The sequence below is a fragment of the Agrobacterium sp. GW821-FHT02D03 genome (assembly GCF_059421725.1).
The window spans coordinates 2,020,710-2,034,809 of sequence record NZ_JBWKVN010000001.1; the positions used below are offsets into that span (position 1 = coordinate 2,020,710).

General features: G+C 59.1%; 15 protein-coding genes. 6 read left to right on the plus strand and 9 right to left on the minus strand.

Translation table 11 applies throughout. The features are described 5' to 3' along the window. Positions 1-4: 4 nt before the first annotated feature. The gene (locus AC07U5_RS09585; protein ID WP_062598203.1) at positions 5-544 is read right to left on the minus strand and encodes a ubiquinol-cytochrome C chaperone family protein; all 540 of its coding nucleotides are present in this window, start codon (positions 542-544) and stop codon (positions 5-7) included. Between the two features lie 274 nt (positions 545-818). Here AC07U5_RS09585 and AC07U5_RS09590 point away from each other — a divergent pair, with 274 nt between their 5' ends. Next, on the plus strand, positions 819-1,349 hold the full coding sequence (locus AC07U5_RS09590; RefSeq protein WP_443265486.1) for an outer membrane protein assembly factor BamE: 531 nt from the start codon (positions 819-821) through the stop codon (positions 1,347-1,349). A gap of 78 nt (positions 1,350-1,427) precedes the next feature. Here AC07U5_RS09590 and AC07U5_RS09595 read toward each other — a convergent pair whose 3' ends face one another. Then, positions 1,428-2,324, minus strand: a complete 897-nt coding sequence (locus tag AC07U5_RS09595; protein ID WP_494722863.1) for a branched-chain amino acid ABC transporter permease — start codon at positions 2,322-2,324, stop codon at positions 1,428-1,430. A 61-nt stretch (positions 2,325-2,385) separates the two neighbouring features. Here AC07U5_RS09595 and AC07U5_RS09600 point away from each other — a divergent pair, with 61 nt between their 5' ends. Then, positions 2,386-2,937, plus strand: coding sequence for a CGNR zinc finger domain-containing protein (locus AC07U5_RS09600; RefSeq protein ID WP_494722864.1), 552 nt, complete (start codon positions 2,386-2,388; stop codon positions 2,935-2,937). Further along, positions 2,934-3,434: a hypothetical protein gene (locus AC07U5_RS09605; protein WP_494722865.1), complete on the plus strand. Its 501-nt coding sequence runs from the start codon at positions 2,934-2,936 to the stop codon at positions 3,432-3,434. The genes AC07U5_RS09600 and AC07U5_RS09605 overlap by 4 nt, the downstream gene beginning before the upstream one ends. A 99-nt stretch (positions 3,435-3,533) precedes the next feature. Here the strand turns inward: AC07U5_RS09605 and ndk are convergent, their stop codons facing one another. From ndk to AC07U5_RS09620, 3 genes are all read right to left on the minus strand, one after another. Beyond that, complete coding sequence (gene ndk / locus AC07U5_RS09610) at positions 3,534-3,956, minus strand: nucleoside-diphosphate kinase (RefSeq protein ID WP_062425595.1); 423 nt, start codon at positions 3,954-3,956, stop codon at positions 3,534-3,536. Positions 3,957-4,058: 102 nt separating this feature from the next. After that, the gene (locus AC07U5_RS09615; RefSeq protein WP_062425596.1) at positions 4,059-4,748 is read right to left on the minus strand and encodes a glutathione S-transferase family protein; all 690 of its coding nucleotides are present in this window, start codon (positions 4,746-4,748) and stop codon (positions 4,059-4,061) included. A 116-nt stretch (positions 4,749-4,864) separates the two neighbouring features. Further along, positions 4,865-5,623 carry a class I SAM-dependent methyltransferase gene (locus tag AC07U5_RS09620; RefSeq protein WP_494722866.1) on the minus strand — a complete coding sequence of 253 codons (759 nt, stop codon included), beginning with the start codon at positions 5,621-5,623 and terminating at the stop codon, positions 4,865-4,867. Positions 5,624-5,737: 114 nt separating this feature from the next. On the opposite strand from AC07U5_RS09620, the gene AC07U5_RS09625 reads away from it, so the two are divergent. The 3 genes from AC07U5_RS09625 to AC07U5_RS09635 all read left to right on the plus strand — a co-directional run bounded on the left by AC07U5_RS09625 (position 5,738) and on the right by AC07U5_RS09635 (position 9,586). Next, positions 5,738-7,621 (plus strand): ABC-F family ATP-binding cassette domain-containing protein, encoded by a 1,884-nt coding sequence (locus tag AC07U5_RS09625; RefSeq protein WP_494722867.1) that lies wholly within the window; start codon positions 5,738-5,740, stop codon positions 7,619-7,621. A gap of 96 nt (positions 7,622-7,717) precedes the next feature. Beyond that, a complete protein-coding gene (locus tag AC07U5_RS09630; RefSeq protein WP_343108561.1) occupies positions 7,718-8,560 on the plus strand; it encodes a polysaccharide deacetylase family protein in 843 nt (280 codons plus the stop codon). Between the two features lie 99 nt (positions 8,561-8,659). Next, entirely contained in the window at positions 8,660-9,586 is a 927-nt protein-coding gene (locus AC07U5_RS09635) for a Gfo/Idh/MocA family protein (protein WP_494722868.1), read from the plus strand. Positions 9,587-9,732: 146 nt separating this feature from the next. Here the strand turns inward: AC07U5_RS09635 and AC07U5_RS09640 are convergent, their stop codons facing one another. The 4 genes from AC07U5_RS09640 to AC07U5_RS09655 are packed head-to-tail and all read right to left on the minus strand — an operon-like array spanning position 9,733 to position 14,098. Further along, positions 9,733-10,443 carry a ribonuclease activity regulator RraA gene (locus AC07U5_RS09640; protein WP_343108562.1) on the minus strand — a complete coding sequence of 237 codons (711 nt, stop codon included), beginning with the start codon at positions 10,441-10,443 and terminating at the stop codon, positions 9,733-9,735. 33 nt (positions 10,444-10,476) lie between these two features. Then, positions 10,477-11,277 carry an NAD-dependent epimerase/dehydratase family protein gene (locus AC07U5_RS09645; RefSeq protein WP_494722869.1) on the minus strand — a complete coding sequence of 267 codons (801 nt, stop codon included), beginning with the start codon at positions 11,275-11,277 and terminating at the stop codon, positions 10,477-10,479. A gap of 12 nt (positions 11,278-11,289) precedes the next feature. Continuing rightward, positions 11,290-13,014 carry an L-arabinonate dehydratase gene (gene araD / locus AC07U5_RS09650; RefSeq protein WP_494722870.1) on the minus strand — a complete coding sequence of 575 codons (1,725 nt, stop codon included), beginning with the start codon at positions 13,012-13,014 and terminating at the stop codon, positions 11,290-11,292. Between the two features lies 1 nt (position 13,015). After that, on the minus strand, positions 13,016-14,098 hold the full coding sequence (locus AC07U5_RS09655) for an ABC transporter ATP-binding protein (protein ID WP_113272239.1): 1,083 nt from the start codon (positions 14,096-14,098) through the stop codon (positions 13,016-13,018). Between the last annotated feature and the right edge of the window lie 2 nt (positions 14,099-14,100).

Sequence of the window (14,100 nt, forward strand, 5' to 3'; positions counted from 1 at the left end):
AACCTCACAAATCCGGTGAAGGCAGCGTGACAGTTCCCGTCGCCACAGCGTCTTCCGGCTGCGCAGACAGCATCTCCGACGCCGACATCATCCATTTCGAAAGCGCGCGCATATCCGGCGCGGCCTCATCTGCCTGGGGATATATATTGCGACGGAGCGCTGCCGCAAGTGCATCGGCATCTGCACCATCGATTGCAGCGGCATAGGATTCCAGCCTGCCATAAAACATGCCAGCAAATTTCTTCATCCGCTTCGGCACGCCCTGGTCGCCGATCCCCAGTTCCCGCATAGAATGATCGAGATCCTGGAAGAAGGCATCAACGATCTCCTGGGCGATTTCCTGGCCGCTGACCGATGCGCCTTTGGTGCGGCGAAAATACAGAATCATGACGACTGCCAGCATTTCGAAGCGGCCCATGACCGTGTCCGGAACGCCCATGTGCAGATAGAAGCCCGGCTGGCGAGCGGCCTGCGTCAATATCGAATATTGGCGGTCAACGATGGCGCGATTGTTGTTTTTCTTTCTGAAAAGCCCAAAAACCATCGAAAAATCCGAATATCGACCGACGAAATCGTGTCTCGCCCATCGCACTTGTTGCATGATTGTCAAAGCTGGTTTACCGAAGCATCCGAGAATTGCAATGCCGTGTCAGTCACGTTCATCATCGTGCTGAAACAGTCAAGGATAGGCGCCAGGAGGCGGTGCCGGTTTCTGAAACATGTTGCATTCCATGGTGAAACGGGGAATTCCTGTCCCCGGATTGACATAATCGTGTGTACAGAAGCGGTACGACACGCAATGCCGGAAGGTGCCATTCATGATCGCAGTCGGGGAAACGCAGGTGAACAAGCAGAAGTCGGCCGGAAAGTCCAAGTTTCTGAGCAAAGCCGCCATCGCCGTTGTTGTTGCCTCGAGCCTGCTGACAGCCTGCTCCAGCACCACGGACGTTTTCCATAACGGCTATGTGCTGGACGAACAGTCGCTGCAACTGATCCCCGTCGGCTCCAGCCGCGAACAGGTGCTGCTGACCATGGGTACGCCGTCCACGACGGCAACCTTTGGCAATGAGGTGTTCTACTACATCTCGCAAAAGCGTGTTCGCAGGGCAGCTTTCATGAAACCGCAGCTCGTCGAGCAGAACATTCTTGCGATCTATTTCGACAAGAACGGCGTCGTTGCCCAGAAGGCGAACTACACGCTTCAGGACGGCAAGGTCTTCGACAGCATCTCGCGCACCACGCCGACGGGCGGCAAGGACCTCACCTTCCTGCAGCAGCTGCTTTCCGGTGGCCCTGCGGGTGCCGGCATCGCCAAGAGCATCCTCGGTGGCAACAACAGCGCCTTCTGACGCGAGACATACCGATGGTTTCGAAAAGGCCGGCGCCAAATGGACGCCGGCCTTTTTTATGTTCGGCAATAATCACTGTTACAATACAGGACGTTCGCTGCGCGCCGCGATCAGCCACAGGATCAGCATGAGGAGGACACCGGCATCGCGCCACGTGACGGCTCCGTAGGCTGACCAGAACGTCTCCCCGACACCAACAGCGGCAGCGCCTGCTGCGGTTTTCATTGGACTCGAATATCCGCCGGCAGCCGAGATCAAGACGACTTTCAAGCCGAAGGTGAGACCCGCGCCGAAATCCATATTGCCGTAATAAAAGGTGGCGAGCACCCCGCAAACCGAGGCAATGAGCGCTGCGGCACAGTATGAAAGCAGGAACACCCTGCCCGCGTTCACCCCCATCAGTTTTGCTGCGAAGGCATCTTCGGAAACGGCCCTCCACTGCCTGCCGAACTGAGACGAGCGAAGGAACAGCCAGCCAGCCGCGATCAGAGCGCAAAAGCAGGCGGAGTTCAAAATCTGCATCGGCGTCGTCGTGACGAAGAAATCGCCCTGTTGCCAGAGCCGGACTGGATCGTTGAAGAGCGGAGGTAACCAGAGCGAACGGGTGTCGGCTGCAAGTCTTGCACTCTCCATCAGCGCAATCAGCGACCCGATCGACGCCACCGTGACCGCGTTGGGCGTGGCTCGGGCAAGAGGTCGCATCACCGCGCGGCCAATCAGAAAGCCTGCCCATAGTCCGCCGAAGAGACCAGCGACCGCCCCGAAGGCCAATGTGGCAGCAAGGGTCAACCAAAGCCGGTTCCAGCCAAAATCGGCAAAGAGCAGACAGGTCAGTCCGGCAAAAGCAAAAATTCCCCCGAAGGTGACATCGGCACGCTTGGTGATGGCAAAGGCAATGGCATAGCCAAAGGCCAGCGCGGCATAGAGAGCTGCAATCGGAACGGCGTTCAGGATCTGCTGCAGAAAATAGGCCATCTTAGCCCTCCCTACCGCCAATCTAACTGGTAAAATTTGTTTTACCAGTTATAATTATTTTATGACCTTCACCTGGACACCGCATCGATTTTCCGGCGGAGCGCTCGCTCTGGATGTCGCCAACACCGTTATTCTCCGCGGTGATGCCGACCGCTCTATCGACCGTTTCGCCAGCAGCGAGCAAATCGAAAGCTTTTGCGAGGCGGCCGGTGCGATGTGTGCCGAAAGAGAAGGCATGCCCACTGCCTTACGACCGCCGCCTGTGGAATCGGAAGATGTGCTGATTGATCTGAGGGAGGCGACAGATCGCTACTTTCGCACTGCGATTGCGACCGGGGCGGAAGACAATGCGCTGCTTGCCGATCTTCTGAGCGCCTGCGCCACGGCGCTGAGGACGGCCAAAGCAGACGAACTGGCCGCGGCAACGGCACATTCCGTACTGCACTTGATTCACGGTCCTGATCGCAGTCGCATGCGCATTTGCACCAATTGCGGCTGGTTGTTCCTCGACCGCAGCAAGAACCGCAGCCGGATCTGGTGCGACATGGCGGTCTGCGGCAACCGGCGCAAGGCGAGCCGCCATTACAAGCGCAAGAAGGAGACCGCAGAATGAGATGGTTGGCCCTACCCTTCATTCTGCTTCCGCTTGCAGGATGCCAGCGTCAAGAACAAAGGGATGTCGCAAAAATTTCCGGGCGTATGTTCGTCTTCAACTACCGCGTCGCGGTGGCAACCTATCTCGTCACGCTTCAAGCACAGGTGCCGATAGAAGAAGGAAGCGTGATAGAGGCGGAGTTCGAGAACCCGCGTGGCGGCGATGCACTGACGGTCTCCGAACGACTTTTTCCCAAAAATTCGAAGATTGTTCTTCAGAGCCCACCGGTGGAATGCGTCAGGCAGGACAGGCCCTACACGGTAACGATCCGATTGAGAGCGCCCGATGGGCATGTGATGCAGACACTCGAAACCAAGGTGACCTCCGACACGGATCAATCGCTTCTTCCGGCAAAGCCGCTTGTGGTCGGCCCCCTCTACACGCCGAACCCAGAGGTGTTTCGCAGTGACGGCACGACGGACATGAAGCCGGTTCAAAACTGCCCGGCGTCCTAGAATTGGCCCGATCAGCATCTGCGGCAGAGAACGAAAACAAAAAAACGGGGCCGTTGCGGGCCCCGTTTTCAGAAACACTCAGCCTTGCAGCCGATAGGATCAGCCGACGATTTCGGTTTCAGCGAACCAGTAAGCGATTTCCTGGGCAGCGGTTTCCGGAGCATCCGAACCGTGGACCGAGTTTTCGCCGATGGAGAGAGCGAAGGTCTTGCGGATGGTGCCTTCGGCAGCCTGCGCAGGGTTGGTTGCGCCCATGATTTCGCGGTTCTTGAGGATGGCGTTTTCGCCTTCCAGAACCTGAACGATGGTCGGGCCGGAGGTCATGCCTTCAACCAGTTCACCGAAGAAAGGACGTTCCTTGTGAACAGCGTAGAAGCCTTCTGCTTCGCGCTTGCTCATCCAGACGCGCTTGGATGCGATAACGCGCAGGCCGTTTTCTTCAAAAACCTTGGTGATGGCGCCAGTGAGGTTACGCTTGGTTGCGTCCGGCTTGATCATCGAGAATGTGCGTTCAATCGCCATTATTGCGGTTCCTTGTCATAGAAAGAAAGTGGGCGGTGTTTACCCGCCCAAACGCCCGAAAACAAGGGGGCTTTCCGTAATTGGCATACGCCGAGCGACATTTCACGCCGCTGTCACACTGCGCCCCTTCGCGCCGTGCAGATCGAGGCAGCGCTCGAACCAGTCGCGAACGGGGTCCTTGGCGGCGAAGAGGTCAACGCCGCTCGCGACCCTCGACCACTGAAGCGCGCCGAAGACGATGTAGTCGGCAAAGAGCGGGCTCTCACCACCAAGGAACGGCTGGCGGCCGAGCATCTTGCGAATGGGTTCAAGGCGAGCAGGAAAAGCGGCAATCTCCGCATCGCGTTCGGCAATCACCTCTTCCAGCGCGGCACCCAGCGCTTTGGTCCGGCTCTCGCGGAAATAGGCCTGGTCCTGGTCGTCTAACATGTCGTGAATATCGAGAAGTGCGATCCTGACGATCGCCGGATGGAGCTGCGTCTGCGACCAGCTTTCGACGAACCGAGACAACGCCTTGCCGCCCTCCCCGTTGAACAGCGATGGCTGGTCGGGATAGGCCTCATCGAGATAGACCGCGATTTCGAAGCTGTCCTTTACCAGCCTGTCTCCGTCACGCAGGACAGGCACGGTTTTCGAAAAACCGTTTTCGATGCCGGGTATGGCGGTGAAGGCGAGCGGACGCTCTTCGAAATCCAGCCCCTTATGCGCCAGCGACAAAACGGTTTTCCAGCAATGGGGCGAAAACGGACGGCTGATGTCACGGCCGCAGAGCGTGTAAAGCGTAATCGACATGGTCACTCCTGTTTTGATTGCCCCATTGAACAGGCTGATGCGGCGAAAATCAAACCACGAGTCTTCATACCAGCCATCACGGTGTTTGAAGAGACGTTGTTCTCGTGAAGCGAAGGTCAGAACCTGTAGAGGAAAAGCCTCGTGCGACGGGCATCATCGACCTCCAGGATCGTAACCGGCGCCACACCGGGGACCTCGAAACTGTTGGAGACCAGGAGTGTTCCCGGACGCATCTCCGCCTTTGCCTTTTCGTAAAGGCCGGGCATCGGTACGGGCGACAGGAAGCAGTAGACCACATCATATTGGGAAAGATCCGTATCCCACAGGCTCTTGTAGCGGATCGCCGCATTGGGCCGACGGATGAGCGCTACCCAGAGCTTGGAGACCAATGTCAGAAGCGGTGCCGTCTCATAACCGTCCACCTGAACGGTGGGATGATGCTTCGCCAAGAAGGTAACGATGCCGCCGGCACCACTGCCCAGATCGGCGACGCTGCGGGCATTTTCCCGCGCCACAAGATCACCGATCGCCTTCCAGGTCTGGCGATTGGTCATGTAGAACGGCACCTGCTCCTTCGCACCATTCCAGAAGACCAGCACGCAGGCGATGAAAGCGAGACCATAGGCCCAGGCCGGGACGACGTCATTGTAGACGACGGCGAAGGGCAGAAGGATTTGCACCGGCATCCAGAACCACCAGAGACCAAGGAGCCGCCCGATCAGCGCCGACAGAACGCCCTGTATCAGCAGGATTTCGAAAAGCCCGAGCGGCAGCCGCCAGCCCGTGCGCTGCACAAGAACGAAACCACCGAGCACGATCGCCTGAGAGAGAACGAGCCTGACAAGGTTCAAGATGGGCTGGAGAATTCGGCTCATGAATGGGTTCTTCGTGACGGCATGGCAACCTCCCCTGTCTAGAAGGCCATGATGGCGCGGGGCTTGCCTCTCTCCCATCTTGCAAGCGCCAGGAAACTCGGCCAAAAGGCTGGCATGATCACGATTACCGACCTTTCCGCCCGTATCGCAGGCCGCCTGCTTCTCGACAATGCCAGCGTCTCGCTGCCGGACGGCGTGAAGGCCGGTCTGGTGGGGCGCAATGGCGCTGGGAAATCGACGCTGTTTCGCGTCATCACCGGCGATCTCGGCTCTGAAAGTGGCAGCGTCACCATACCAAAGCATGCGCGCATTGGACAGGTAGCGCAGGAAGCACCGGGGACGGAAGATTCGCTGATCTCCATCGTACTTGCGGCCGACAAGGAGCGGGCAGCGCTGCTGCAGGAATCCGAAACGGCGACGGATCCGAACAGGATTGCGGAAATCCAGATGCGACTTGTCGATATCGACGCGCATTCGGCAGAGGCGCGCGCGTCGGCCATTCTCGCCGGTCTCGGTTTTGATCAGGAGGCGCAGTTGCGCCCCGCCTCTTCTTTCTCCGGCGGCTGGCGCATGCGCGTGGCGCTCGCCTCGGTTCTCTTCGCCGAGCCCGATCTTCTGCTGCTCGACGAACCGACCAACTATCTCGACCTTGAAGGCACGCTGTGGCTGGAAGACTATATCCGCCGCTATCCTCACACCGTCATCATCATCAGCCACGACCGCGATCTTTTGAACAATGCCGTCAATTCGATCATCCATCTGGATCAGAAGAAGCTGACCTTCTATCGCGGCGGCTATGATTCCTTCGAGCGGCAGAAGGCGGAAGCCGACGAGCTGCAGATGAAGGCAAAGGCAAAGAGCGATGCCGCGCGCAAGCATCTGCAAAGCTATATTGACCGTTTCCGCTACAAGGCCTCCAAGGCCAAGCAGGCGCAAAGCCGCATCAAGGCGCTGGAACGGATGGGTACCGTTGCCGCCGTCATCGAGGATCACGTTCAGCCCATCACCTTTCCAGAGCCGGAAAAGCAGCCCGCCTCGCCGATTGTCGCGATCCAAAGCGGTGTCGTGGGTTACGAAACGGGCAAGCCGATCCTCAAGGGTCTGAACTTGCGTATCGACAATGACGACCGCATCGCCCTGCTCGGCTCAAACGGTAACGGCAAGTCCACCTTCGCCAAATTCATTTCCGGCCGCCTGCCCGCGCAGGCCGGCGATCTGCGCATCGCGCCCGGCCTGAAGATCGGCTTCTTTGCCCAGCACCAGTTGGACGATCTGGTGCCCAACGAAACGCCGGTTGAGCATGTGCGCAAGCTGATGCCGCAGGCAGCGGAAGCGCAGGTGCGCTCACGCGTTGCGCAGATGGGCCTTGCGACGGAAAAGATGTCGACCGCTGCCAAGGATTTGTCGGGTGGTGAGAAGGCCCGTCTTCTGATGGGGCTTGCGGCCTTCCACGCGCCGAACCTGCTGATCCTCGACGAACCGACCAACCATCTCGATATCGACAGCCGTCGCGCGCTCATCGAGGCCCTGAATGATTACGATGGTGCCGTGATCCTGATTTCGCACGACCGGCATCTCATCGAAGCCACCGTGGACCGTCTCTGGCTGGTCAACAATGGCACCGTGACGAGCTTCGAAGGCGATATGGAAGAATATCGCGATATCGTCATCGCCTCCGGCAAGAAGAAGGATGAGAAAGTCGAAACCGCAAGCGATCAGGCGTCCAAAGCGGATCAGCGCAAAGCCAATGCCGAAAAGCGCGCGCAACTTGCGCCGCTGAAGAAAAAGATCAACGAAATCGAATCCTTGACGGCAAAGCTTGAGAAACAGATTCAAGCGCTCGATACGGAGCTTGCCGATCCGACGCTGTATGAAAAGGCGCCGGCCAAAGCAGCAGAAAAGGTCAAGCAGCGCGGTGAAGCGGCTGCCAAACTTTCCGCGGCGGAAGAACAGTGGTTGTTGTTGTCCAGCGAATATGAAGAAGCCATGGCTGGATAAATCAAACGTTACTTTCCAGCAAGGGAAGTAACGCGCCGTTAACCATAATCAGAGAAAGCTCGGCAACAACGTCACCCCTGATTTGCCGAGCTTTTCATGCGCCTCTCCCCACTCTTCGTGTCCGCAGCCATTGCGCTGTGCCTTTCCAGTTGCGCAGGCAAGCCGCAGGCGGAAGGGTCGTTGAAAAGCTCCTTCGCCGCCACCATGCCCGACAAGCCCGCGGCAGGCGCACATGATCCGATCGCGCTATCGCCAGCGGCGTGGATGCGTCCTCGCAATCCGATGGGACTGGCCGGCCGCGACATCGAGGTGTCATCGCTGAAAGACATCGCGCTTGCGAATAAGGAAGTCGTGCTGAGTTTCGACGATGGCCCGGTGCCGGGTAAAACAGAGCGGATTCTTGCGACACTGAACGAGTTCGGCGTGAAGGCCACCTTCCTAATGGTTGGCGAAATGGCGCAACACTATCCCGACGTCGCCAAGAAAGTCGTGGCCGAAGGCCACACGATCGGCAGCCACACCTTTAGCCATCCCGACCTGCGCAACCTGACCTTCGACCGGGCGCTGGCGGAAGTGGCAAAGGGTGAAAAGGCCGTGGCGAAGGCGACGGATACGGATGCGATGTTCTTCCGCTTCCCCTACCTATCGGATAACCGCAACCTGCGACACATGGTGTCCGAGCGCGGTCTCGTCATCATGGACGTCCAGGTGGATTCCAAGGACTATTTCTCCGATACACCTGCGCTCGTCGCGTCGCGCACGATTGCTGCCCTTCGCCATCGCGGCAGCGGCATTATCCTGATGCATGACATTCACAAGCGGACAGCCACCATGCTGCCAGCACTGCTGACCCAGTTGAAAGCCGAGGGCTACAAGGTGGTGCATCTGGTCTACAAGAAGCCGGCCAACAAGCCGCTGCTCGTTGCATCCGCAAGCTGATTTTGCGCTGGCAGCACCGTGCGACGGCTTGCCCGGCCGCCTGTTTCTGATACAAGGCATAAAGTATTATTTTTAGAGCATCATACGGGTCTTAAAAGCATGTCAGCCATCAAGCTTGCCATCGTCGGCGTCGGTAAAATCGTTCGCGACCAGCATCTTCCAGCCATCGCCGCCAATGCGGATTTCGACCTTGTCGCAACGGCCAGCCGTCATGGTACTGTGGAAGGCGTGCCGTCCCACCACACGATCGAAGAGTTGATCGCTGCCGTGCCGGAAGTGACCGCGGTTTCGCTCTGCATGCCGCCGCAATATCGCTACGAGGCAGCCTATACCGCGCTCAACGCCGGCAAGCATGTCTTCCTTGAAAAGCCGCCCGGCGCAACCCTTTCGGAAGTGCAGGATCTTGTTCGCCTGGCGGATTCGAAAGGCCTGTCGCTGTTTGCAAGCTGGCATTCGCGCTATGCGCCCGCCGTCGAAGCAGCAAAGAGCTTCCTGGCCTCCACCAAGATCAACAGCGTTCACGTCATCTGGAAGGAAGATGTGCGCCACTGGCACCCGAACCAGGAATGGATCTGGCAGGCCGGCGGTCTCGGTGTCTTCGACCCCGGCATCAATGCGCTGTCGATCATTACCCATATCCTGCCACGCGCGCTGTTCATCACCAAGGCGACGCTGGAATTCCCGGAAAATCGCGACGCACCGATTGCCGCCGACATCCACTTCTCCGACGTGACGAAGATGCCGGTGCATGCCGAGTTCGACTGGCGCCAGACGGGCAAGCAGAGCTGGGATATCGTTGCTGAAACGGAAGCCGGTCAGATGGTTCTCTCCGAAGGCGGCACAAAGCTTTCGATCAATGGCGAACTGAAATTTGCAGAGCCGGAGCGCGAATACCCTGCCCTTTACGAGCGCTTCGCCGAGATCATCAAGGCCAAGACATCCGACGTCGATCTCGCACCGCTGACCCACGTCGCCGACGCGTTCTTGCTCGGTCGCCACAAGTTCGTGGATTCCTTCTACGACTGATAGCGGTCGTCGACGAGTTTAGCCGATGGACAAATGGCCGGGACGAACCCGGCCATTTTCTTTATGAATGATCTTGCTTAGAGCGCCGTGCTTTCCGAAAATCGGCTTCGATTCTTGAGCCGACGCTGTAAGGCGTTGCCCGACGGTCAGCGACCGTTTTCCCTGCGCCATGCTGCAAAAGCGGTCTGGTGCTCGTCCTTGGTGCAGGGGTAGAGGCCGATAATCGTTTCGCCTGCCTTGACCCGTTCCACGACAAAGTCCTCGTAAGCGGTCATTTCTACGGCTTCGGTCGCAATTTCATCCGCAATACCGGCGGGGATGACGATGACGCAATCCGCGTCACCAACGATGATGTCGCCCGGGAAGACCGGCGCATCGCCGCAGCCGATGGGACCGTTGATCTCGATTGCCTCATGCCTGGTGAGGTTCGTCGGGCTGGAGGGGCGGGTGTGGTAGGCCGGGATATCCAGCTCGGCAATGGTGGCCGCGTCGCGGAAACCGCCGTCGGAGACGATACCGGCACCGCCACGCACCATCAAACGGGTGACGAGAATATCGCCGGCAGACGCAGCACTCGCGTCCTTGCGGCTATCCATGACCAGCACATGGCCCGGAGGGCAGGTCTCGATCGCCACGCGCTGCGGATGGGCGGGGTTGCGGAATTCGACGAGCTGGTTGCGGTCTTCACGGGCCGGCATGTAGCGCAGTGTGAAGGCCGGGCCCACCATGTTCTTGCCCTTGTAGCCAAGCGGGCGAACACCCTGGATGACCTGGTTGCGCAGGCCGCGCTTGTAAAGCGCCGTTGCCAGTGTCGCGACGGAAATCGTCGATAGTTTTTCGCGGGTTTCGCTGTTCATAGTGTTCTCCTCGTCGTGACGGATGAAGGCTTTTCACGCCTTGTGAATGGGTTCGTCGATGAAGACGCCACCCTGATATTTCGCGATGGCCGCCTCCGGATCGGGGCGCGGCACGGTCCGTTCGATCTCCTCGCGGAACCGCGCGGCATTGTCACGCCGCTGCCAGCCGAGAAAATCGACATAAGAGTTGTCCCACCAGGCATCATCGTTGGCAGACACACCCCAGATTACCGGGCAGCCAAGCTTCGGCACGCGGAAAACGGACTCGATCAGCGAGACGAAATCGTCATGGCTGAGCCAGGTGGAGAGCATGCGCCAATCCATCGGCTTTTCGGTGCAGGAACCGATCCGGACGATCGCCGTCTCCTGGCTGAACTTGGAATGATAGAGGCTCGCCATCGCCTCGCCGAAAATCTTCGAAACGCCGTAAAGCCCATCCGGCAGGAAGGGCATGTCTGCAGTGAGCTGAGTGCCTTGGGGATAGTAGCCGATCGTGTGATTGGTCGAGGCGAAGAGAATGCGTGGCTTCCCGTTCGCCCGCGCCGCTTCATAGAGATTGTAGACTCCGCGCAGATTGGCGTCCTCGATCGGATCGTATGCCTTCTCAACCGAAATGCCGCCCAGATGAACGATGCCATCGCAATCCTTCACCAGATCGTGGACGGCCTCAGCATCCTCCAGCGCGCAGCGCACCACTTCCTCATGCGGTCCGGCGGGCGGGGCAATCTCCGCCACATCCGAAAGGCGGACGATTTCGGCAACCTGGCCGAGACGCCCGCGCAGCATTCTGCCAAGCTGGCCGCTGGCACCTGTGATCAGCAAACGCTTCATCATCGACCCAATCCTTTAGTAGATGTCCGGCTCGCCGGCGCTGCGGCCGAAATCCGTCTGGAGGAAGTCGAAGTCGCAGCCCTCATCCGCCTGTGTCACGTGCTTGGAAAAGAGATAGCCGTAGCCACGCTCATAACGCGGCGCTGGCGGCTGCCAGGCGGCACGGCGGCTTTCGATCTCCTCTTCGCTGACCAGCATATCGAGGCGACGTGCGGGCAGATCGAGGCGGACGATGTCGCCGGTCTTCAATAGCGCGAGCGGGCCGCCAACAAAGCTTTCCGGCGCGACGTGCAGCACGCAGGCGCCATAGGACGTGCCGGACATGCGGGCGTCGGAAATGCGCACCATATCGCGGTGGCCCTTCTTGATCAGAGCTTTGGGGATGGGCAACATGCCCCATTCCGGAAAGCCGGGGCCACCCAGTGGTCCTGCATTGCGCAGCACCAGAACATGATCAGGGGTAACGTCAAGATTTTCATCGTCGATCGCCGCCTTCATTTCCGGATAGCTATCGAAGACGAGCGCTGGACCTTCATGGACATGGAACTTGGGATCGCTGGCCGCAGGCTTGATCACGGCACCATCCGGGCAGAGATTGCCACGAAGGACAGCAAGCGAACCCTCTGCATAGACGGGATTGTCGAGCGAGCGAATGACATCGTCATTATAGACCTTGGCGCCTTCCAGGTTTTCACCCATGCTGCGACCGGTCACCGTCATTGCTGAACAATCAAGGCGGCTTTCGATCTGCTTCATCAGTGCGCGCAGACCACCGGCAAAGTAGAAGTCCTCCATCAGATAGTCCTTGCCCGAGGGGCGGACATTGGCAATCAGCGGGGTGACGCGGCCGAGCGCATCCAGTTCGTCCAAAGTCATCGGCACGCCGGCGCGCCTGGCCATGGCGATCAGATGCACGACCGCATTGGTGGAGCAGCCGGTTGCCATGGCAACGATCGCCGCATTGCGGAAGGCTGCCGCACTCAAAATCTTGTTCGGCGTCAGATCCTCGGCCACCATTTCCACGATGCGACGGCCGCAGGCAGCCGACATGCGCAGATGAGCTGAGTCCACGGCAGGGATCGAGGATGCACCCGGCAGCGTCAGACCGAGCGCATCGGTGATCGCGGTCATGGTGGAGGCCGTGCCCATGGTCATGCAGACGCCGGCGGAGCGCGCGATGCCGCCCTGGACGCCGCTCCACTCTTCATCGCTCACATTGCCTGCGCGGCGTTCGTCCCAGTATTTCCAGGCGTCAGAGCCGGAACCGAGTGTCTTGCCGGCATAGTTGCCGCTCAGCATCGGGCCAGCGGGCAAATAGATCATCGGCACGCCAGCGGAGATCGCACCCATGACGAGACCGGGCGTGGTCTTGTCACAGCCGCCCATTAGCACGACGCCATCGAGCGGATGAGAGCGGATCATCTCTTCCGTCTCCATCGCCAGCATGTTGCGGTAAAGCATGGAGGTTGGCTTGGTAAAGCTCTCATCGACGGAGAGCGATGGCATCTCGACGGGGAAGCCGCCAGCCTGAAGAACGCCACGCTTCACGTCCTTCACTCGTTCGGGAAAATGCGAGTGACAGGTGTTGAGCTCCGACCACGTATTGAGGATGCCGATCACCGGCTTGCCGGCAAAATCCTCTTCGGAATAGCCAAGCTGCATCATGCGCGAGCGGTGGCCGAAACTGCGCAGGTCGTCGGGTGCAAACCAGCGGGCGGAGCGAAGCTTCTTCTCAGTCATGTCAAACGTCCTGCTTGAGCGTCAAGCCGCTCGTCGTATCGAAAAGATGAACGTGCTCGAGCGGCGCGGCCATGCGGATCACCTCACCTGCGGCAGTGGAGGTCTGTCCGGACAGATGCAGCGTCACAGGCGTACCATCGCCCAGATTGCCGTAGAGATAGGATTCTCCACCGAGCTGTTCGGCTGTGCGCACCGACATGGTGAGCGGTCCCTCGCTGCCGTGCTTCACATGGTTGGGGCGAATGCCGAGCGTGACCTTCTGGCCGGGCGCATAGGAAAAACCGGTCTGCGGCAGCGGGATCAGTTCGCCCGTCGCGATCTTCAGCAGTGGTGTCGGTCCGGAGATCACCTCGCCGGCGAAGAAATTCATCTTCGGCGATCCGATGAAGCCTGCGACGAAGAGATTGGCAGGGCGATTGTAAAGATCGAGCGGGACGCCGAACTGCTCCAGCTTGCCAGCGCGCAGCACGGCGATCTTGTCGGCCATGGTCATGGCTTCTACCTGGTCGTGGGTGACGTAGATCATGGTGTTGCCAAGACGCTTGTGCAGAGCGGAGATTTCGCCGCGCATATCGACGCGCAACTCCGCGTCGAGGTTGGAAAGCGGCTCATCGAAAAGGAAGACGCGCGGTTCACGCACGACGGCACGGCCGATCGCAACGCGCTGGCGCTGTCCGCCCGACAGATCCTTGGGGCGGCGCTCCAGAAGCTGATCGATCTGCAGCATCTTGGAAACCTGAGCGATCTTTTCGGCGATCGCCTTCTTCGGCGTGCCGATGTTTTCAAGGCCGAAGGAGAGGTTCTCGCGCACCGTCATATGCGGATAGAGCGCGTAGGACTGGAACACCATGGCAAGACCGCGGTCCGCAGCCGGCACCGTGTTGACCACATCGCCACCGATGACGATATCGCCATCGGTCAGGGCTTCCAGGCCTGAAATCATGCGCAGAAGCGTTGACTTTCCGCAGCCGGACGGTCCGACGAATACGCAGAATTCGCCGTGCTTGATATCGAGATCGATACCCTTGATCACATCAAGGGCGCCATATGTCTTTTTGACCTGACGAAGCTCAATACTTGCCATTG